The 21,045-nt window shown below is 67.2% G+C and carries 18 protein-coding genes; 14 read left to right on the forward strand and 4 right to left on the reverse strand.

Going from position 1 to position 21,045, the window contains the following annotated elements; all coding sequences use genetic code 11:
- The first annotated feature begins 564 nt into the window (after nt 1-564).
- From cyoA to WS78_RS32880, 9 genes are all read left to right on the forward strand, one after another.
- Nucleotides 565-1,452, forward strand: coding sequence for a ubiquinol oxidase subunit II (gene cyoA / locus WS78_RS32840; RefSeq protein WP_085701548.1), 888 nt, complete (start codon nt 565-567; stop codon nt 1,450-1,452).
- 3 nt (nt 1,453-1,455) lie between these two features.
- Nucleotides 1,456-3,462, forward strand: a complete 2,007-nt coding sequence (gene cyoB, locus WS78_RS32845; RefSeq protein ID WP_085701549.1) for a cytochrome o ubiquinol oxidase subunit I — start codon at nt 1,456-1,458, stop codon at nt 3,460-3,462.
- Nucleotides 3,462-4,070, forward strand: a complete 609-nt coding sequence (gene cyoC / locus WS78_RS32850) for a cytochrome o ubiquinol oxidase subunit III (RefSeq protein ID WP_059581061.1) — start codon at nt 3,462-3,464, stop codon at nt 4,068-4,070. Before cyoB ends, cyoC begins: the two co-directional genes overlap by 1 nt.
- Nucleotides 4,071-4,403 carry a cytochrome o ubiquinol oxidase subunit IV gene (gene cyoD, locus WS78_RS32855; RefSeq protein ID WP_038751001.1) on the forward strand — a complete coding sequence of 111 codons (333 nt, stop codon included), beginning with the start codon at nt 4,071-4,073 and terminating at the stop codon, nt 4,401-4,403.
- A 340-nt stretch (nt 4,404-4,743) separates the two neighbouring features.
- Complete coding sequence (locus WS78_RS32860; RefSeq protein WP_059581287.1) at nt 4,744-5,490, forward strand: response regulator; 747 nt, start codon at nt 4,744-4,746, stop codon at nt 5,488-5,490.
- Nucleotides 5,474-6,763: an ATP-binding protein gene (locus tag WS78_RS32865; protein WP_059581066.1), complete on the forward strand. Its 1,290-nt coding sequence runs from the start codon at nt 5,474-5,476 to the stop codon at nt 6,761-6,763. Before WS78_RS32860 ends, WS78_RS32865 begins: the two co-directional genes overlap by 17 nt.
- A 162-nt stretch (nt 6,764-6,925) precedes the next feature.
- The gene (locus WS78_RS32870) at nt 6,926-8,134 is read left to right on the forward strand and encodes an efflux RND transporter periplasmic adaptor subunit (protein ID WP_059581069.1); all 1,209 of its coding nucleotides are present in this window, start codon (nt 6,926-6,928) and stop codon (nt 8,132-8,134) included.
- A gap of 10 nt (nt 8,135-8,144) precedes the next feature.
- On the forward strand, nt 8,145-11,330 hold the full coding sequence (locus tag WS78_RS32875; RefSeq protein ID WP_059581072.1) for an efflux RND transporter permease subunit: 3,186 nt from the start codon (nt 8,145-8,147) through the stop codon (nt 11,328-11,330).
- A complete protein-coding gene (locus WS78_RS32880) occupies nt 11,327-12,736 on the forward strand; it encodes an efflux transporter outer membrane subunit (protein WP_038751007.1) in 1,410 nt (469 codons plus the stop codon). The genes WS78_RS32875 and WS78_RS32880 overlap by 4 nt, the downstream gene beginning before the upstream one ends.
- A 262-nt stretch (nt 12,737-12,998) precedes the next feature.
- Here the strand turns inward: WS78_RS32880 and catC are convergent, their stop codons facing one another.
- Genes catC through WS78_RS32895 form a run of 3 tightly spaced genes read right to left on the reverse strand, consistent with a single transcriptional unit; the run spans nt 12,999 to nt 15,396 of the window.
- Nucleotides 12,999-13,289 carry a muconolactone Delta-isomerase gene (catC, locus tag WS78_RS32885; protein ID WP_038751009.1) on the reverse strand — a complete coding sequence of 97 codons (291 nt, stop codon included), beginning with the start codon at nt 13,287-13,289 and terminating at the stop codon, nt 12,999-13,001.
- A gap of 37 nt (nt 13,290-13,326) precedes the next feature.
- The gene (gene catA, locus WS78_RS32890; RefSeq protein ID WP_038751063.1) at nt 13,327-14,229 is read right to left on the reverse strand and encodes a catechol 1,2-dioxygenase; all 903 of its coding nucleotides are present in this window, start codon (nt 14,227-14,229) and stop codon (nt 13,327-13,329) included.
- A 33-nt stretch (nt 14,230-14,262) separates the two neighbouring features.
- On the reverse strand, nt 14,263-15,396 hold the full coding sequence (locus tag WS78_RS32895) for a muconate/chloromuconate family cycloisomerase (RefSeq protein WP_038751011.1): 1,134 nt from the start codon (nt 15,394-15,396) through the stop codon (nt 14,263-14,265).
- Between the two features lie 89 nt (nt 15,397-15,485).
- Here WS78_RS32895 and WS78_RS32900 point away from each other — a divergent pair, with 89 nt between their 5' ends.
- Entirely contained in the window at nt 15,486-16,373 is an 888-nt protein-coding gene (locus WS78_RS32900) for a LysR family transcriptional regulator (RefSeq protein WP_038751012.1), read from the forward strand.
- Nucleotides 16,374-16,410: 37 nt separating this feature from the next.
- Here the strand turns inward: WS78_RS32900 and andR are convergent, their stop codons facing one another.
- Nucleotides 16,411-17,436: an anthranilate 1,2-dioxygenase regulatory protein AndR gene (gene andR, locus WS78_RS32905; protein WP_059581290.1), complete on the reverse strand. Its 1,026-nt coding sequence runs from the start codon at nt 17,434-17,436 to the stop codon at nt 16,411-16,413.
- Between the two features lie 202 nt (nt 17,437-17,638).
- Between andR and andAc the strand changes: the two genes are divergently transcribed.
- The 4 genes from andAc to andAa are packed head-to-tail and all read left to right on the forward strand — an operon-like array spanning nt 17,639 to nt 21,006.
- A complete protein-coding gene (gene andAc / locus WS78_RS32910) occupies nt 17,639-18,916 on the forward strand; it encodes an anthranilate 1,2-dioxygenase large subunit AndAc (protein ID WP_038751016.1) in 1,278 nt (425 codons plus the stop codon).
- A gap of 13 nt (nt 18,917-18,929) precedes the next feature.
- Nucleotides 18,930-19,427 carry an anthranilate 1,2-dioxygenase small subunit AndAd gene (gene andAd / locus WS78_RS32915; RefSeq protein WP_038751018.1) on the forward strand — a complete coding sequence of 166 codons (498 nt, stop codon included), beginning with the start codon at nt 18,930-18,932 and terminating at the stop codon, nt 19,425-19,427.
- Nucleotides 19,428-19,448: 21 nt separating this feature from the next.
- Entirely contained in the window at nt 19,449-19,778 is a 330-nt protein-coding gene (andAb, locus tag WS78_RS32920; protein ID WP_038751020.1) for an anthranilate 1,2-dioxygenase ferredoxin subunit AndAb, read from the forward strand.
- Nucleotides 19,765-21,006, forward strand: coding sequence for an anthranilate 1,2-dioxygenase system ferredoxin--NAD(+) reductase (andAa, locus tag WS78_RS32925; protein WP_059581076.1), 1,242 nt, complete (start codon nt 19,765-19,767; stop codon nt 21,004-21,006). The genes andAb and andAa overlap by 14 nt, the downstream gene beginning before the upstream one ends.
- Nucleotides 21,007-21,045: the final 39 nt, after the last annotated feature.

Here is a 21,045-nt window from a genome sequence, read left to right on the forward strand (position 1 = left end):
CGGGATGCTTCGCCGGCCCGGTGTCCGCGCGCAGCGCCGCCGCGTTCATCGAAGCGAATGACGCGACGGCGGCGGATCACGATCGCCGGCTTCGCTTTCCGTCATGCCGACAATTCCGACGCCGCGGCGCATTCGAATGCGATGCACGATCGACGGCGTGTTGAAGCGAAGCGCGCGTAGCGAAACCTGCGGCCGTCGCGCGCGCCGCGTACAATCGGCGTCGCCGCGCCCGAGCGGCGGCGGCTGATCGCCCGCACGTCGAGCACCTCGCGCGCGCGTTGTCAATCGCGTGTCCGGCCGCTGCGACGGCCATTCCGTCTCCGGCGGCCTTCTTCTCGCGCGTATACGCGCACGCACGCGCACATGCGCAACTCATCTTCCCACCGCATCGAAACAGGCGCCGCCAACGCTGTGACATCGTGTCGCACTGTCATTTTCGGCAAAGATGATTTGTCTCATTGACTGATTTTCATCTCGCTCGCCGGCCGTATGATGCGAGCGCTTCCGCGAACCGGTCGTCCGACGGTTTCGATCGGAGTGCGATACATCTTGCTGGCGAATGTGATGAATAGAAAGGCTTTGAGAAGCTTGTCGTGGTTCGGGGCGATCGGTGCGCTCGCCTCGCTGTCCGGGTGCGGGCTCGACGTGCTCGATCCGAAGGGCGCGATCGGCGCCGCGGAGAAGGCGTTGATCGCCACGTCGACGTGGGCGATGCTGATCGTCGTCGTGCCGGTGATCCTCCTCACGCTGCTCTTCGCGTGGCGCTACCGCGCGTCGAACCGCAACGCGACCTACTCGCCGAAGTGGGCGCATTCCACCGCGATCGAGATCGTGATCTGGACGGTGCCGTCGCTGATCATCCTGTTCCTCGGCATCCTCACGTGGAAGACCACGCACGAGCTCGATCCGTATCGGCCGATCCAATCGTCGGTGAAGCCGATCGACGTCGAGGTCGTCGCGCTCGACTGGAAGTGGCTCTTCGTCTATCCGGATCTCGGCATTGCTTCGGTGAACCAACTGGCGGTGCCTGTCGGCACGCCGATCAATTTCCGGATCACGTCCGATTCGGTGATGAACTCGTTCTTCATTCCGCAGCTCGGCACGCAGGTCTACGCGATGGCCGGCATGCAGACGCGCCTGCACCTGATCGCCGACGAGCCGGGCGACTTCGCCGGGATCTCCGCGAACTACAGCGGCCGCGGCTTCTCCGACATGAAGTTCCGCACGCTCGCGACGTCGCGCGACGCGTTCGACGCGTGGGTCGCGAAGGTGCGCGCGTCGGCCGACCGGCTCGACATGAGCGCGTACGGCCAGCTCGCGCAGCCGAGCGAGAAGCAGCCCGTGCGCTACTACTCGACGATCGACCCTCGGCTCTTTCACAACATCATCGCGAAGTACAACAACGGCCACGTCCTCGATCTGACGGACGCCGCCTGTCGGACGAAGGGGTAACGCATGTTCGGTAAATTGACGCTTTCTGCCATCCCGTTCGATCAGCCGATCGTCATGGGCGCGGCCGTGTTCATGGCGCTCGTCGCGCTCTCGGTCGTCGGCACGCTGACCTACACGAAGCGCTGGAAATGGCTGTGGTCCGAGTGGCTGACGACCGTCGACCACAAGAAGCTCGGCGTGATGTACATCATCGTCGCGCTGATCATGCTGCTGCGCGGCTTCGCCGACGCCGTGATGATGCGCCTGCAGCTCGCGCTCGCATACAACGGCCCGGGCTACCTGCCGCCGCATCATTACGATCAGATCTTCACCGCGCACGGCGTCATCATGATCTTCTTCATGGCGATGGCGTTCATGATCGGTCTGATGAACATCATCGTGCCGCTGCAGATCGGCGCGCGCGACGTCGCGTTCCCGTTCATCAATTCGCTGAGCTTCTGGATGACGGCGGTCAGCGCGATCCTGATCAACATCTCGCTTGTCGTCGGCGAATTCGCGCAAACGGGCTGGCTCGCGTATCCGCCGCTGTCGGAGCTGCAGTTCAGTCCGGGCGTCGGCGTCGATTACTACTTGTGGGCGCTGCAGATATCCGGCGTCGGCACGTTGCTCACGGGCGTGAACTTCTTCGTGACCATCCTGCGGATGCGCGCGCCCGGCATGACGCTGATGAAGATGCCCGTGTTCACGTGGACCGCGCTCTGCACGAACGTCCTCATCATGGCGTCGTTCCCGATCCTGACGGTCACGCTCGCGCTCCTCGGCCTCGACCGTTACCTCGGCATGCACTTCTTCACGAACGATGCCGGCGGCAACGCGATGCTGTATCTGAACCTGATCTGGGCGTGGGGCCATCCGGAGGTCTATATCCTGATCCTGCCTGCGTTCGGGATCTTCTCGGAAGTGGTCGCGACCTACGCGAAGAAGCCGCTTTTCGGCTACAAGACGATGGTTTATGCGTCGTGCGCGATCATGGTGCTGTCGTTCCTCGTGTGGCTGCACCACTTCTTCACGATGGGCTCGGGCGCGAACGTGAACGCGTTTTTCGGGATCATGACGATGGTGATCGCGATTCCGACCGGCGTGAAAGTGTTCAACTGGCTGTTCACGATCTATCGCGGCCGGCTCGAATTCTCGACGCCGGTTCTCTGGACGATCGGCTTCATGGTGACGTTCACGCTCGGCGGGATGACGGGCGTGATGATGGCGATCCCCGGCGCGGACTTCGTGCTGCACAACAGCCTGTTCCTGATCGCGCACTTCCACAACGTGATCATCGGCGGCGTGCTGTTCGGCTATCTCGCGGGCTTCAACTACTGGTTCCCGAAGGTGTTCGGCTTCAAGCTGAACGAGAAGCTCGGCCGGGCCGCGTTCTGGTTCTGGCAGGTCGGCTTCTACGTCGCGTTCGTGCCGCTCTACGTGCTCGGCTTCATGGGCATGACGCGCCGCCTGAATCATTACGACAACCCCGCGTGGCATCCGTGGCTCATCGTCGCCGCATGCGGCGCCGCGTTGATCGCGATCGGCATCGCGTGCCAGCTGCTGCAGCTCGTCGTCAGCCTGCGCGATCGCAAGCAGCCCGAGAACCGCGATTTCACGGGCGACCCGTGGGGCGGCCGCACGCTCGAATGGGCGACGTCGTCGCCGCCGCCCGCGTACAACTTCGCGACGATTCCGCGCGTGCACGCGCTCGACGAATTCGCGTACCGCAAGGAGCGCGGCCTCGGCATCGGCAAGCAGGCGGAGTATCGCGACATCCACATGCCGTCGAACACGAGCGCGGGACTGTTCGTCGGCGTGTTCAGCCTCGTGCTCGGCTTCGCGGCGGTATGGCACATCTGGTGGCTCGCGATCGCGGCGCTCGTCGGCATCGTCGCGACGGTGATCGCGCATAGCGCGAGCGACAACGACGGCTATTACATCCCGGCCGAAGCCGTGCGCAAGATCGAGGAAAAACGCGGCGGCGCGCGCTTCGTCGCGCGGCCGGCGCAAGTCGAACTGGAGGCAAACTGATGTCGTATCAATCCGCGAGCGCCGCTCGTCATCTGGATGCGCACGATCATCCGCCGTCGCATTCGGTGTTCGGCTTCTGGCTGTACCTGATGACCGACTGCGTGATCTTCGCCGCGCTGTTCGCCGTGTTCGCGGTGATGGCGCACCAGTTCGCGGGCGGCCCGACCGCCGTCGACCTGTTCGACATCCCGGGCGTCGCGCTCGAGACCGCGCTGCTGCTCACGAGCAGCATCACGTACGGCTTCGCGATGATCGGCGCGCAGCGCGGCCGCCGCGGCGCGCTGCTCGGCTGGCTCGCGGTGACGTTCGCGCTCGGCGCGGCGTTCCTCGGCCTCGAGCTGCGCGAGTTCTCGCACCTGATCGCCGAAGGCGCGGGGCCGCAGCGCAGCGCGTTCCTGTCGTCGTTCTTCACGCTCGTCGGCACGCACGGGCTGCACGTCGCGATCGGCCTGCTGTGGATGGCCGTGCTCGCGTTCCAGGCGATGCGCCGCCCGGCGCTGACCGAGCGGGACATCCGCCGGCTCACCTGCCTGAGCCTCTTCTGGCACTTCCTCGACATCGTCTGGATCTGCGTGTTTTCCTTTGTCTATCTCGCGAGCGTGATCTAAATGGCCGACACCCATCTCTCTCATGAAGGCGAGGCGCACGGCACGGTGGGCGGCTACGTCGCCGGATTCATTTTGTCGGTGCTGCTGACGGCCGCGTCGTTCGGGCTCGTGCTGAGCGGCGCGCTGTCGTCGCACGCGTCGCTGATCTCGCTCGCGGTGCTCGCGTTCGTGCAGATCGTCGTGCACCTCGTCTACTTCCTGCACATGAACGGATCGTCCAGCCAGCGCTGGAACGTGATGGCGTTCAGCTACACGGTGCTGACGGCGGCGATCCTGATCGTCGGCACGCTTTGGGTCATGCACAATGTCGGCATGAACATGATGTCGCGCTGACGGCAGCCGCGGCAGGCGCCGAACGGCCGATGAGCATGGGGCCGCGCCGGTCGGCTCGTGGAGAAGCCGCCTTTTTTCCGAATCGTCCCGCAAGAATTGGACACCGATCCAACTTTTTGGGGGCGCTTCACATCGGGGCGGCTTTTTTGCGTGCCCGGTGCGCGCGGGGCATGCATGCGATACTGCGCCGTAATGAACGGTAAGAATCGCAAAGGACCGGCAACCGATCGGCGCGCGTTCTTCGCTATAGTCGCCGGGTCAGAAGGCCGGCTACCGGCGCGGCGGGAAGCGGCGCGGGTTCGCGGCCTTGTGCGTTTGCCGCCATCTTGTGCTCACGACCATGCACGATACGTCCCTTCAGATCCTGCTGATCGACGACGACGCCGCGCTGCGCGATCTGCTGAGAACGTTCTTCCAGCAACGCGGCATCGCCGTCTCGGTTCTCCATGACGCCACCGGGCTCGCGCGCCGACTTGAACGAGAGCGGCCGTCGATCATCGTGCTCGACCTGATGATGCCGGGCGTCGACGGGCTGACGGCGCTCAAGCAGTTACGCGCGAGCGGCGACACGATCCCCGTCATCATGCTGACCGCGCGCGCGGACGGCGTCGACCGGGTGGTCGGGCTGGAGCTCGGCGCGGACGACTATCTCGGCAAGCCGTTCATGCCGCAGGAACTGCTTGCGCGGATTCAGGCGGTGCTGCGCCGGCAAGCGCCGCCGCGCGCGCAGGGGCGGGGCGCAGAGCCGCGGGCGCCGCTGCGGTTCGGCCGGTTTCGGCTCGATTTCGCCGCGCGGGCGCTGCTGCGAGACGGCGATCCGGTGAAGCTCACGGGCAGCGAATACGCGTTGCTCGAAGCGTTCGCGCTGCATCCGATGGAGACGCTGTCGCGCGCGCGGCTGCTCGACTTGTTGCACGGCCCGTATTCCGATCTGACGGAGCGCGGCATCGACGTGCCGGTGTGGCGCCTGCGCCGCCTGCTGGAAAACGATCCCGCGCAGCCGCACCATATCCGGACGATGCGCGGTGCGGGCTACATGTTCATACCGGGCGGCGCGAGCGGCGGCGACGATGAAGAATCCCGCTGACACGCTGTTCGTCCGCCTCGCGCTGATGACGATGGGACTCATCGTCGCGGTTCACGTGCTCGGCATCGTGCTGGTGGACCGCGAGCGCTTCGCGCTCGCGGTGGACCAGACGCGGCGTGTAGTCGCGCTGTCGGTGCAGTCGCGCACGACGGGCGGCGAACTGGGGCGCGCCGTCAGCTCGACGCTCGGCGCATCGTTCGTCAACGTCGGCGACGCGGCGGCATATGGTTGTCCCGCGTCGTGCGTGGATACGAACGGGCCGTTCGAGCGCGATCTGCGCCGCCAGCTTCCGCCCGGCTCGCACGTCGTCGCCGACAAAGGCACCAACACGCTGTGGGTGCGCTATCCGGACGATCATTACTGGGTGACGATGACGAGCGCAATGCCGTCGTTTGCCCGCTTCATCGGCATGTCGTCGCTGGCGGTGCTGCTGGCGATCGCGCTGGCCGTCCTCGGCGCATGGCACTTGCAGCGGCCGCTCAGGCGGCTCGCGCAGGCAGCCCGCGAGTATCGGCTCGGCCACCGGCCGCCTGTCGTGCGGGAGAGCGGGCCGCGCGAGGTGAAGGAGCTGATCGGCGACTTCAACGACATGGTGCGCGAACTGGCGCAGACGGAGCAGGAGCGCTCGGTGATGCTGGCGGGGCTCGCGCACGACCTGCGCGCTCCGATCACGCGGATGCAGGTGCGCGCGGATCTGCTGCCCGACGAGGCGAATCGGACGGGCTTCCTGCGCGATGCGGAATCGCTGTCGCGGATCGTCACGCAGTTCCTCGACTTCGCGCGGGACGCCGCTGACGCGTCGCCGGTCGCGAACGTCGATGCGCATTGCCGTCAGCATTACGGCGACAGCCTGGGCGAAGATGCGCTGCTGACGCTCGACCTGCGCGCGGGCGACGGCTTCGGCCTGCCGCTCGTCGATCTGGACCGGATCTTGTCGAACCTGATCGAGAACGCGCTCACCTACGGCGAGCCGCCCGTCGAGATCGCGACGCGCGCGACGGCCGGCGGCTACGTGCTGAGCGTGCGCGATCACGGCGCAGGCATTCCACCCGCGCAGCTCGAACGCGCGCTGCGTCCGTTCGTTCGGCTCGACGCCGCGCGCGGCGGCGAAGCGCATTGCGGCCTCGGCCTTGCAATCGTCAGGCGGCTCGTCCGCTATCACGGCGGTGCGCTCGCCGCGTGCAACGCGCCCGACGGCGGCTTCGTCGCGACGATGACCTTCCCGCTCCCGTCGCGCGGCGCGATCACGCATCCCGACGATTTGGGGCGTTGAACGACGCATTTCCTGACGTCCGTTACACGCTGTAATGCGGCGCTAAGCACCCGTAAGGGGCATTTCCTTACGCTCGTGGTTTCCTGTTCCGCCGTGCACCGGCTACTTTCGGCGCGCGCCGTCGCGCGTGCGGCGGAACCGACACGGAGCTGACGAGAAGCCATGAACCGCCTACCCATTCCATCCGATCGTCCGCGCGCACCGGCGCGCCCGTTGCACCGGCGTGCGTCGCTCGCGCTCGTCGTCCTGGCCGTCTCGTTGCAAGCGGGGTGCGGCCAGCGCGGGGCGTCCGGCGCAGGCGCCGCGGCTGTCGAAGTCGGCGTGGTGACGCTAGCCGAGCAGTCCATCGTCCAGCACACCGAATTGTCGGGCCGGTTGTCCGCGATCAAGGTCGCCGAGGTGCGACCGCAGATCGGCGGGATCGTCCGCAAGCGGCTCTTCACCGAAGGCTCGGACGTGAAGGCGGGGCAGGTGCTGTACCAGATCGATCCGGCGACCTATCAGGCCGCATACGATCAGGCGCGCGGCACGCTCGCGAAGGCGCAGGCGACGCTCGCGTCGGCGAAGACCAAGGCCGATCGCTACGCGGAACTGGTCAAGATCAACGCGGTCAGCAGGCAGGATTACGACGACGCGGTCGCGGCCGTGCGCGAGGACGCCGCCGACGTGATCGCCGATCAGGCGTCGCTCGAATCCGCGCGCGTCAACCTCGGCTACACGCGGATCGTCGCGCCCGTGTCGGGGCGGATCGGCGCGTCGAGCGTCACCGAAGGGGCGCTCGTCACGGCGGATCAGACGACTGCGCTGGCGACGATCCAGGCGATCGACGAAATGTATCTCGACGTGTCCCGCGCGAGCGCCGATTGGCTGAAGCTGCGCCGCGCGTTCGCGTCGGGCAGGCTGAAAACGGCGGGGAGCGGTGCGGCCGTCAAGCTCTTGCTCGAAGACGGCGCGGAGTACGAGCAAGCCGGCACGCTGCAGTTCTCGGACATTACGGTCGATGCGACAACAGGCTCCGTGACGCTGCGGATGATCTTTCCGAATCCGGACCACGCGCTGCTGCCCGGCATGTTCGTACGCGCGCGGCTCGACGAGGGCACGGACGATCATGCGCTGCTCGTGCCGCAGCTCGCGGTGACGCGCAGATCGGATGGCGGCGCGACGGTATTCGTGGTCGACGAGAAAAGCAACGCGAAGCAGGCGGCGGTGAAGGCCGACACCGCATACGGCGATCAATGGATCGTCACACAGGGGCTGAAGGCGGGCGATCGCGTGATCGTCAGCGGATTGCAGCAGGTGCGTAGCGGAACGCCGGTCCGGATCGCCGGCGACGACACGTCCGCCGCAACCGCGGCGTCGGCGGCACACTGAGGGGGGCGGCATGGCGAGCTTCTTCATCAACCGTCCGATTCTCGCGTGGGTGATGGCGATCGTCGTGATGATGATCGGCGCGGCGTCGGTCACGACACTACCGGTCGAGCAGTATCCGAGCATTGCGCCGCCTTCGGTGCAGATCACGGCCACCTATCCCGGCGCATCCGCCGAGACGATCGCGGCCACCGTCACGCAGGTGATCGAGCAGAAGCTGAGCGGCATCGACAATCTGCTGTACCTGTCTTCGAAGAGCAGCGCGGCCGGCCAGGCGACGATCACGCTGACGTTCCAGCCCGGCACCGATCCCGACATCGCGCAGGTGCAGGTGCAGAACAAGGTCAGCCAGGCGACGTCGTCGCTACCGCAGACTGTGCAGGAGCAGGGCGTGCAGGTCGCGAAATCGGCGAGCGATTTCCTGATGATCGTCGCATTGTCGTCGCCGGGCGGCAGCCTCGATTCGATCGATCTCGGCAACGTGATCGCGACGCAGCTCGAGGATCAGCTCACGCAGGTAAGCGGCGTCGGCGACGTCACGCTGTTCGGCGCGCAACATGCGATGCGGATCTGGCTCGATCCGGTGAAGATGCATGGCTTCGGCGTCGCGACATCCGACGTGACGACAGCGATCACCAACCAGAACGTGCAGATGTCGGTCGGGCAGTTGGGCGGCGCGCCCGCCACCGACGCGCAGGCGCTCAACGCGACGATTTCCGCCGCCAGCCTCCTGACCACGCCGGAGCAATTCGGCGACATTCTGCTGCGCGTGAACGCCAACGGCTCGAAAGTGCGATTGAAGGACGTCGCGCGCGTCGAAGTGGGCGGCGACAGCTACGATACGTCGTCGCGGCTGAACGGCAAGCCGGCCGCCGCGCTCGCGATCAAACTCGCGACGGGCGCGAACGCGATGACGGTCGAGACCGCCGTACGCGCGAAGATCGATGAGCTGAAGCCGCAATTGCCGAATGACCTCGCAATCACGTATCCGTACGATACGACGCCGTTCGTGCGGATCTCGATCGAGGAGGTGCTGAAGACGCTCGTCGAGGCGGTCGTGCTGGTGTTCCTCGTGATGTACCTGTTCCTGCAGAACGTGCGCGCGACGCTGATCCCGACCATCGTCGTGCCGGTCGCGCTGCTCGGCACGTTCGCGGTGATGGCCGCAGTCGGCTTCTCGATCAACGTGCTGTCGATGTTCGGCATGGTGCTCGCAATCGGCCTGCTCGTCGACGACGCGATCGTCGTGGTCGAGAATGTCGAGCGGATCATGGCCGAGGAGAAGCTCGGACCGAAGGACGCGACCCGCAAGGCGATGGGACAGATCACGGGTGCGCTCGTCGGCATCACGACGGTGCTGACCGCCGTGTTCATTCCGATGGCGTTCTTTTCCGGATCGACGGGGGCGATCTACCGGCAGTTTTCGATCACGATCGTCGCGGCGATGGCGCTGTCGGTCGTGCTCGCGATGACGCTTACGCCCGCGCTGTGCGCGACGCTGCTCAAGCGCGCCGACGTCGAGCATCACGCGCGGCGCGGTTTCCTCGGCTGGTTTAATCGCGCGTTCGCGGCCGGCAACGCTCGCTATAGCGCGACGCTCGTGCGGATGGTCGGCCGGCCGGGGCGCTACCTGATCGTCTACGCGCTGATCGGCGCGCTCGTTGCATGGCTTTACGTCAAGCTGCCGTCGTCGTATCTGCCGGACGAAGACCAGGGCTATTTCCTCGTGTCGATCTCGACGCCGGTCGGCACGCCTGCCGGGCAAACGCTGAAGACGGTCGAGCGGGTCGAACGCTACTTCCTGAAGGACGAACCGTCGGTCGACCAGATGATCACGGTCAACGGTTTCAGCTTCAACGGACAAGGCCAGAACAACGCGCTCGCATTCGTTTCGCTGAAGAACTGGAGCGTGCGGACCGCGTCCGGCCAGACGGCCACCGCGATCATCGCGCGCGCGAACGCGCATTTCGCGAAGGAACGCGATGCGCAGGTGTTCGTGATGAATCCGCCCGCGATTCACGACCTCGGCACGCAGAGCGGCCTCGATTTCGAGCTCGAGGATCGCGGCGGACAGGGGCACGACAAGCTGCTCGCCGCGCGCAACCGGCTGATGACGCTGGCTGCGAAGGACCCGGCGCTCGCGCTGATGCGGCCGTCCGGCCTCGAAGATGCGCCGCAGTTCCACATCGACATCGATCGCGAGAAGGCAAGCGCGCTCGGGCTGTCGATCTCGGACGTCGACGGCACGTTGCAGACCGCGTTCGGCTCGACCTACGTGAACAACTATGTCGATACGGGGCGCATTCAGAAGGTTTACGTGCAGGCCGACGCGCCCTTCCGGATGATGCCCGCCGACATCGATCAATGGTACGTGAAGGCTTCGTCGTCGTCCTCGTCTTCGTCTTCCACGTCATCGGGGGCGACGAATTACGACGGATCGATGGTGCCGTTCTCCGCGTTCTCGACGAGCCGCTGGACGTTCGGGCCGCCGCAGATCGAGCGCTACAACCGCACGCTCGCGATGGAAATGTCCGCGCAGACCGGCCCGGGCGCGAGCACGGGGCAGGCGATGACGGCCGTCGAGCGGCTCGCGAAGCAGTTGCCGGCCGGGTTCGGCGTCGAATGGACCGGCCAGTCCTATCAGGAGCGGCTCGCCGGATCGCAGGCGGTCTATCTTTACGCGATCTCGCTGATCGTCGTGTTTCTGTGCCTGGCGGGTCTTTACGAGAGCTGGTCCGTGCCGCTCGCGGTGATTCTGGTGGTGCCGCTCGGCGTGCTGGGCGCGTTGCTCGGCGCGCATCTGCGCGGGCTGTCGAACGACATCTATTTCAAGGTCGGGCTGCTCGCGACGATCGGGCTGTCGACGAAGAACGCAATCCTGATCGTCGAATTCGCGAAGGATCTGCAGGCGGAAGGGCGCGGGTTGATCGACGCGGCGCTGGAAGCCGCGCACATGCGGCTGAGGCCGATCCTGATGACGTCGCTCGCGTTCGTGTTCGGCGTGCTGCCGCTCGTGATCAGCACGGGCGCGGGCTCGGCGAGCCGGCGTGCGATCGGCACGGGCGTGACGGGCGGGATGGTCGCCGCGACGGCGCTCGCGATCTTCTTCGTGCCGATTTTCTTTGTCGTCGTGCGCAGGTTGTTCGGCGAGCACGGCCATTCGAGCGACACGCAACAGGCCGGCGAGGGCGAAGCATGAAATTCAAGACTTTGAGTCTGGCCTGCGCGATCGCGCTGAGCGCCTGTTCGCTCGATCCCGCGTATCAGCGTCCCGCGTCGCCCGTCGAAGCGGCGTGGCCGGCGTACGCATCCGATGCCGCGGTGTCGCGTACGGCGCAGGCGCCGCTCGCGGCCGACGTGGGCTGGCGCGATTTCTTCAAGGACGCGCGGCTGCAGCGGCTGATCGCGCTCGCGCTCGACAATAACCGCGATTTGCGCGTCGCCGCGCTGAACGTCGCCGAATACGAGGCGCAGTACCGGATCGCACGGGCGAATCTCGCGCCGGCGATCGACGCGTCCGGCTCGCTCACGCGCGAGCGCGCGCTCGGCACGGAGTCCGGTCTCGGCTCCAGCAGCGTGAGTGTCGGCACCACGTCTTGGGAGATCGATTTCTTTGGGCGGCTGCGCAGCCTGAAGCGGCAGGCGCTCGAACAGTATCTCGCGACCGACGCGTCGCGCACGAGCACGCAGATCAGTCTGATCGCGACGGTGGCGACCGATTATCTGCAATGGCTCGCGGACGGCGCGCTGTTGAAGATCGCCGCCGACACGGTGGCCGCCGATCGGCAGACGCTCGATTTGACGATGGCGAGCATGAAGATCGGCAACGCGTCGCTGCAGGACGTTCGGCAGGCGCAGAACTCGCTCGCGAGCGCGCGGGCGAGCCTCGCGTCCTACACGCGCGCGGTCGAGCAGGATCTCAACAATCTCGTCGCGGCGATCGGCTGTCCGCTGCCCGACGATCTGCCGCCCGCCGGGACGCTGGAGAGCCGGAGCCTGCTGGAGGATATCGGCGCGGGCGTGCCGTCGGACCTGCTGGCGCGCCGGCCGGACATCGTCGAGGCCGAGCACACGCTGAAGGCCGCGAACGCGAATATCGGCGCGGCGCGCGCGGCGTTCTTCCCGAAGATCGCGTTGACCGCGTCGGCGGGCACGTCGAGCAGCAGCCTGTCGGGCCTATTCAAGGCGGGCAGCGGCGCATGGACGTTCGCGCCGACGATCACGATGCCGATTTTCGATTACGGCAGCAACAAGGCGTCGCTCGACGTCGCGAAGATCGAGAAGGACATCGACATCGCCGACTACGAGAAGGCGATCCAGACCGCGTTCAAGGAAGTCGCGAATGCGCTTGTCGGGCGCGAGACCTATGTCGAGCAGGTGGCAGCCGACCGCGAATACGTCGCGTCGGCGCAGGAATACTACGCGCTTGCCCAGGCGCGCTACCGGAATGGCACCGACAGCTTCCTCACGCTGCTCGACGCGCAGCGTACGCTGTACACCGCGCAACAGCAGCTCGTCACGGATCTGCTGGCGAAGCAGTCGAACCTGATCACGCTGTACAAGGCGCTCGGCGGCGGCTGGTCGGCGCCGGGGCGCAGCGGGTAGCGCGGCGGAATGCGACGCTCGGGGATGTCGGCGTCGTCGTGTCGAGGCGAGTTGGTCGGTGAATGAGCAGGCGAATGAGCAGGCGCATCGGCGGGCGATCGGCTCAATCTGGGCGGCGCGCCTCAGCGGATGCGCGGGCGGCATCGCACGCGCGTAAGTCTCCGACGAGCGAGCCGGGCGGCAGCGATCGAGCGATGCGCGCCGCCTGGCGACGGGCGGCGTTTTCGTCGGGGCGGCGCATTGCGAAGAGGTGCGCCGCCGCTCAGCGATCGTCGTCGCGGATCGACGACGGATGACGGCACAGCGCGCGCACGTCGATCTGCATGTACGGGAACAGCGGCAATTGGCTCAGCACGTCGTGCAGGTGCGCGGGGCTCTCGACGTCGAAGATGCTGACGTTCGCGTAGCGGCCCGCGACGCGCCACAGGTGCCGCCACACGCCTTCGCGCTGCAGCCGCTGCGCCATTTCCTTTTCTTCCGACTTCAGGCTCGCCGCCTTCACCGGATCGATGTCGACGGGCAGGTTGACGGTCATTTCCACATGAAACAGCATGGTTCGCTCCTTGTGTTGAACGTGATCGCGACACCCGTCACGCTTGCGCGCGAACGCGCTCGACTTCGCTCGCCGGCACGTCGCCGCGCTCGGGCGTCAGCGAGAAGTCGAAATCGATCAGCGCGAACCGGCCGTCGACGCCGTACGGCTTGCCTTGCGCGCCTTCGGCCTGCTCGATCTTCGGAATCAGGCCCTCGCGTGTCGCGAACGCGAAGTCGTCCCAGATGTGCGGATCGCCCTCGATGTTGATCTGCGTCGTCAGCTTGCGATGGCCCGGCGCGGACACGAAGAAGTGGATGTGCGCGGGGCGGTGCCCGTGGCGGCCGAGCTGGTCGAGCAACTGCTCGGTCTTGCTGCCGGGCGGCACGCTGTAGCCGACGGGCAGCACGCTGCGGAAGCTGTAGCGGCCGTCGGCGCCGGTGCGGATCGAGCGGCGCAGATTGAACGCCGGCTGAGACGGATCGAAGTACGAATAATTGCCGAGATGGTTCGCGTGCCACACTTCGACGAGCGCGTTCGCGAGCGGCGCGCCGTCTTGCCCGAGCACGCGGCCGCGCATCACGAGCGTCTGGCCCGGATCGGTGCCGTCGTCGAGCCGCGCGTGGCCGACCGATTCCGGCGCGCCCGCGACGTACAGCGGCCCCTCGATCGTGCGCGGCGTGCCGCCTTGCAGGCCCGCTTTCGCTTCGGCTTCGTCCATCCGCACGTCCAGGAAGCGCTCGAAGCCGAGGCCGGCTGCGATCAGGCCGAATTCCTTGCCCGCTTCGTTCAGGTAGTTGAGCGCGGTCCAGAACTCGCTCGGCTGCACGTCGAAATCCTCGATCGTGTGGAACAGATCCTTCACGATCCGATTGACGATCGCGCGCACGCGCGGGTTGCCGGGCTTCGTCGCGGCGTCGTCGAACGACTTCAGCAGGGCGTCGATGGCTTCCTTGTTCATCTGCGTCTCCAATATCAAAGAATGATGGCGTGGTCAGCGGGCCCGGCGTCGCATCCGCTCGATGCGGGCCCAGTCGAATGTGATGCCGAGGCCGGGGGCGGCCGGCAGGTGCAGCTTGAAATCCGCGTAGCGCAGCGGCTCGACGAGAATCTCCTCGGTCAGCAGCAGCGGGCCGAACAGCTCGGTGCCCCACTTGAGCGGGCCGAACGTGCTGAAGAGCTGCGCCGACGCGATCGTGCCGGCCGCGCCTTCGAGCATCGTGCCGCCGTACAGCTCGATGCCGGCCGCGGCCGCGATCGCGGCGACGGCGGCCGCGCCTTGCAGGCCGCCCGATTGCGCGATCTTCACCGCGAACACGTCGGCCGCGCGGTCGCGCGCGAGCGCGAACGCATCGACGGGGCCGTGCAGCGCCTCGTCGGCCATGATCGGAATGTGCGCGAGCGCGGTCAGGCGTTTGAGGCCCGCGCGGTTCGCGGCGGCGATCGGCTGCTCGACGAGGCTCACGCCGGCTTGCGCGAGCCTTGCGCCCGCCCACACCGCCTCGCTTTCGGTCCACGCCTGGTTCACGTCGACGCGCACGTCGCCGCGCTCGCCGAGCGCGCGCTTGATCGCGACGACGTGCGCGACGTCGTCGGCCACCGCGCGCGCGCCGATCTTCAGCTTGAACGCGCGATGGCGGCGCGCCTCGAGCATCGCTTCGGCCTCCGCAATGTCGCGGCCGGTGTCGCCGCTCGCGAGCGTCCATGCGACGTCGAGCGCATCGGTCGCGCGGCCGCCGAACAGTTCGGAGAGCGGCACGCCGAGACGGCGCGCCTGCGCGTCGAAGAGGGCCGTCTCGAGCGCGCATTTCGCGAAGCGGTTGCCCTGGAACAGCTTGCGCACGTGCGCCATCGCGGCGCCCGGACGGGTCGCGTCCGCGCCTTGCAGCAGCGGCGCGAAATAGGTGTCGACGTTCGTCTTGATGCTCTCGGGGCTTTCTTCGCCGTACGCGAGACCGCCGATCGTCGTGCCTTCGCCGACGCCTTCGATACCGTCCGAGCATCGAACGCGCACGAGCACGAGCGTCTGGCGGTTCATCGTCGCAACCGACAGCTTGTGCGGCCGGATCGTCGGCACGTCGACGAGCAGCGTCTCGATGCGGTCGATGGTGATGCCTGTTGCTATCATCGGAATCCTCCTGTCGCACACATGGTAGAAACAAACGCGCGGCGGCGTCCAACACCCTTTCCGACTACTTCCATACTTTCGAGGTATGCATGGAACTGCGTCAGCTCCGGTATTTCATCGCGGTGGCCGAGGAGATGAACATCACGCGCGCCGCGCAGCGGCTGCACATGACGCAGCCGCCGCTCAGCCGCCAGTTGCAACTGATCGAGGACGAGATCGGCCTGCCGCTCTTCGAGCGCGGCGCGCGGCCGCTGAAGCTGACCGACGCGGGGCGGGTGCTGTACGCGCAGGCGCGGCGCGTGCTCGAGCAGGCCGACGAACTCGCGCCGCTCACGCGGCGGCTCGCGCAGGCGGCCGAGCGCATCGTGATCGGCTTCGTGCCGTCGACGCTGTACGGCGCGCTGCCCGACGTGATTCGCGCGTTTCGCGAGGCCGCGCCGGCGGTCGAGCTGTCGCTGATCGAAATGTTCACGCTAGAGCAACTGGGCGCGCTCAAGGGCGGGCGCATCGACATCGGCTTCGGCCGGCTGCGTTTCGACGACGACCAGCTCGTGCGCGAGGTGCTCGTCGAGGAGCGGCTGATCGCGGCGCTGCCGCACGGCCATCCGCTCGCCGCGCCGGATGCGCCGATCTCGCTCGCGGACGTCGCCGGGCAGACGCTGATCGTGTACCCGAGCACGCCGCGGCCGAGCTTCGCCGATCAGCAGCTGTCCGCGCTGCGCGACGGCGGGCTCGCGCCCGCGGCGGTGCACGAGGTGCGCGAGCTGCAGACGGCGCTCGGGCTCGTCGCCGCGCAAGTGGGCGTGTCGCTCGTGCCGGAGAGCGTCGAAGGGGTGAGGGTGAAGGGCGTCGTCTACCGGCGGCTGCCGGAGCCCGTCGCGACGTCGCCGATCATCCTGAGCCGGCGGCTGCACGACGAAAGCCGCGCGACCGCGCTGTTCTGCTCGCTCGCGCGCGAGCTGATGGCGGGCCGCTGACGCCGCGCGCCGCGCGGATGAAGGGGAAACGTAAGAATCAGGCGTCGCGCTCGCCGGCGAGCGTCGCGGAAGGCAGTTCGCCGAACCGTTCCCGGTATGCGAGCGCGAAGCGGCCGAAATGCGCGAATCCGCAGTCGAGCGCGATCTCGGCGATCCGGCGGTCGGGCCCCGCCGCGCGCAGCAGTTCGCGCGCGCGGTCGAGGCGCAGCTTGCGCAGGTACTGCATCGGGCTCATCCCGCGAAACTGCAGGAAGCCGTCGCGCAGCGTGCGCTCGGGCACGCCCGCCGCCTGTGCGATGTCGGCGAGTTGCAGCGGCAGCGCGAACTGGACGTCGATGAATTCCTGCGCGCGCCGCACGAAGCCGGGCGCGGGATCGGCGCGCCGCACGGGCGCGGCGGCGGGCGGATGGCCGTCGATCAGCAGATCGAGCAGCAGTTGTTCGAGCGCGGCCGCGACGCGCGGGTTCGCGCTCGCGCTCGCGATCAGCTCGGGCGAGCGCGCGACGAGCTTCAACTGCTGCATCCACGCGCTCAGCGCCGAATCGTCGACGCCGATCACCGGGTCGAGCGACGCGGCCGCGTCGCCCGCGTGCGCGGCGAGCGTCGCCGCATCGATACGGAGGACGAACTGCTCGCAATCGCGGGACAAATGCGCGTCGAACGGCTCGCCGGGCGCGCACAGCACGCCCGTGTGCGCATCGACGTCGAACGCGCGGCCCATCGTGCGGACCTGCGCGCTGCCGGTCAGACAAAACATCAACAGGTGGTAGCCGTCGACCGCGTCGATGCGCACGCGCATCGCGTCGCCGAACGCAATGGTTCCGATTCCAAGCCCGCCGAGCCGCACGAAATCCATGTGCGACGGCCCATGGCGCGTGCCGTCCGGCAGCAGCGCATGCGGCTGCATCACGCGCGAGATCCGCTCGCGCGTCTCGTCGAGGTCGCGCGATTCGAACAGCCGGTGCCCGCGCAGCGCGAGCGGGTCGAATGGGGTCGGGGGCATGATCGTCTGCCTCGCACAAAGCGCCGGCGTCCTGAATATCGTTCGTCGGCCGGGCGGCATGTCTGATGCGCGCATCGTAGCGCGGAAATCCGCCGGAAGTGGATACTGCGCCGCCGCAATCGCACTTTCCGGATAGACGGCGAATTCTAGCGTTTCAAAAATCGGTCTCGTCAGGCGGATTGTCGTCCGCCTCAACCGCAAGCATCTTGCATGGGAGTGGAGTGAGCGCTGAAGCGCTGGCTCCGATCGACAGGAGACAACGATGGAAACGACCGAATCGCCAGTATCGCTGATCAATCGCGCCGATTCGTCCGACGTGCGATTCCCGCGCGACGACGGATCGCGCGTGCCGTACAAGGTGTTCAGCTCGCAAGCGGTGTACGACCGCGAGCAGGAGCGGATCTTCCGCGGGCCGACGTGGAATTTCGTCGCGCTCGAAGCGGAGATTCCGAAGCCTGGCGACTTCAAGAGCACGTTCGTCGGCGACACGCCCGTCGTCGTCACGCGAGGCGAGGACGGCGCGCTCGCCGTGTGGGTGAACCGCTGCGCGCATCGCGGCGCGCAGGTGTGCCGCAAGGCGCGCGGCAACGCGAGCTCGCACACGTGCGTCTACCACCAGTGGAGCTTCGACAATCAGGGCAACCTGCTCGGCGTGCCGTTTCGGCGCGGCCAGAAGGGCATGACCGGGATGCCCGCGGATTTCGATCCGAAAAACCACGGGCTGCGCAAGCTGCGCGTCGACAGCTACAAGGGCCTCGTGTTCGCGACGTTCAGCGACGACGTCGCGCCGTTGCCCGACTATCTCGGCGCGCAGATGCGCCCGTGGATCGACCGCATCTTCCATAAGCCGGTCGAGTATCTCGGCTGCACGCGCCAGTATTCGAAATCGAACTGGAAGCTGTACTTCGAGAACGTGAAGGACCCGTATCACGCGAGCATGCTGCACCTGTTTCACACGACGTTCAACATCTTCCGCGTCGGGATGAAGGCGCGCTCGATTCCCGATGCGACGCACGGCCTGCACAGCATCATCACGATGACGAAGACGCGCGAGGACGCCGACACCGCGAGCGCATACAAGCAGCAGAACATCCGTTCGTTCGACGAAGGTTTCTCGCTCGAGGACGATTCGATCCTCGCGCTCGTGTCCGAGTACGACGAGGACACGACGAACCACATCCAGCCGATCTTTCCGCAGCTCGTGATCCAGCAGATCCACAACACGCTCGTCGCGCGTCAGCTGCTGCCGAAAGGGCCGAAGAACTTCGAGCTGATCTTCCACTTCTTCGGCTACGCGGACGACACGCCCGAGCTGCGCGCATTGCGGATCAAGCAGGCGAACCTCGTCGGGCCCGCGGGCTACATCTCGATGGAGGACACCGAGGCGACCGAGCTCGTGCAGCGCGGCACGGTGCGCGACGCGGATGCGGCGTCGGTGATCGAGATGTCGCGAGGCAATCCGGACCAGCAGGACACGGCGATCACCGAAAGCCTGATCCGCAAGTTCTGGGTCGGCTACCAGAAGCTGATGGGCTATTGAAGGGGAGACGAACATGACCGACATCACCGACGACATCACCGGCGATATCCGCACCTGGTTCGAACTGCACATGCTGCAGGACCGTTACATCGGCCACCTCGACAACGATCGGCTCGAACGGTGGCCGGAGCTTTTCACCGAAGACTGCCTGTACGAGATCGTTCCGAAGGAAAACGCCGACATGGGCTTGCCGATCGGCATCGTCTACTGCACGAACCGGCGGATGCTGCGCGACCGCGTCGTGTCGCTGCGCCACGCGAACATTTACGAGGCGCACACGTACCGGCACATGACGTCCGGGCTCACGATCGTCGGCGGGAACGGCGGTGAGATCGAGACGGAGAGCAGCTACGTCGTCGTGCAGACGCGCAGCGACGGCGAATCGAACGTCTACCAGGCGGGCAAGTATTACGACACGGTCGTGCGCACGGCCGAGGGGCTGCGCTACAAGAAGAAGCGCGTGATTTACGACACGTCGCGCGTGCAGACGCTGCTCGCGACGCCGATCTGATTTTCACCAGGAGTTCGAAGCATGAGCAACGAAACCGTCGCCGCGTGGCATCCGCTCGGCGCACTCGACGAGTTCTCGGCGGACGAGCCGGCCGCGCGCGTCGTCGGCAACAGGCCGGTCGCGGTGTTTCGGATCGGCGACGACGTGTTCGCGCTGCACGACCTGTGCACGCACGGGCATGCTCGGTTGTCCGAAGGATTCGTCGAGGACGGCTGCGTCGAGTGCCCGCTGCATCAGGGGCTCTTCGACATCCGGACGGGCGCGCCGAAATGCGCGCCGGTGACCGAAGCCGTGCGCGCGTATCCGATCCGCATCGTCGACGGACAGGTCGAGATCCATGTCGACGAATGATCCGTATCTGATCGCGGGCGGCGGGCACGCGGCGCGGCGCGCGGCCGAGACGATGCGCGCGCGCGATCCGGCCGCGCGCATCGTGATGATCGGCGCGGAGCTCGAGCTGCCGTACGACCGGCCGGCGCTGTCGAAGGACGCGCTCGTCGAAGCGGACGAAGGCGAGCGCCGCGCGTTCGTGCGCGACGCCGCGTGGTATCGCGAGCGCGACATCGCGCTGCGGCTCGGCGTGCGCGTCGACGCGATCGAGCGCGCCGCGCAGCGGGTGCGCTTGAGCGACGGCGCGAGCGTCGGCTACGCGCGTTTGCTGATCGCGACCGGCTCGCGCGTTCGGCGCTTCGCCGGGCCGATCGACGCCGGCGTGCCTGTTCACTACGTGCGCACGGTCGCCGACGCGCGCGCGTTGCGCGCGGCGCTCGCGCCGGGCAAGCGCGTCGTGGTGCTGGGCGGCGGCTTCATCGGGCTCGAAGTGGCCGCGTCGGCCGTGCGGCTCGGCTGCCGCGCGACGGTCGTCGATCCCGCGCCGCGCCTGCTTCAGCGCGGAATGCCCGAAGTCGTCAGTGCATTCGCGCTCGCGCTGCATGCGCGGCGCGGCGTCGACGTGCGGCTCGCCGCGCTGCCCGAGCGCATCCGCCGCTGCGCGAGCGGCGCGGCCGTCGTCGAGACGAGCGCGGGCGACGTCGAGGCCGACGTGGTCGTGGCCGGCATCGGCGTCGTGCCGAACGTCGAGCTCGCGCAGGCGGCGGGGCTCGACGTCGACAACGGCATCTGCGTGGACGACGGGTGCCGCACCGCCGATCCGGCGATCTTCGCGGCGGGCGAGGTCACGCGGCATTTCAATCCGCTCGTCGGCCGTGATCTGCGGATCGAGTCGTGGCAGGTCGCGGAGAACCAGCCGGCCGTCGCGGCGGCGAACATGCTCGGCGGCGCCGAGACTTACGCGGAATGGCCGTGGCTGTGGTCCGATCAGTACGACTGCAATCTGCAGACGCTCGGCCTCTTCGACGGCGAGCAGACGCTCGTGCTGCGCGGCTCGCCCGAGCGCGACGGCGCGTTTTGCGTGTTCGCGCTGAACGCGCGCGGCGAGCTGAAGGCGGTCGCGGCCGTCAACGCGGGGCGCGAGATCTCCGCGTGCCGCCGATTGATGACGGCGAACGTCGTGCTCGATCCCGCGCGCCTCGCGGACCCGTCCGCCGCGTTGCGCTCGATGTTGCCTCGCGGTGCGTAGCGCGTAGCGTCCGCGCCTTGCGGAACGGCTGCCCGATCG

The sequence above is a fragment of the Burkholderia savannae genome, from assembly GCF_001524445.2.
Lineage (GTDB): Bacteria > Pseudomonadota > Gammaproteobacteria > Burkholderiales > Burkholderiaceae > Burkholderia > Burkholderia savannae.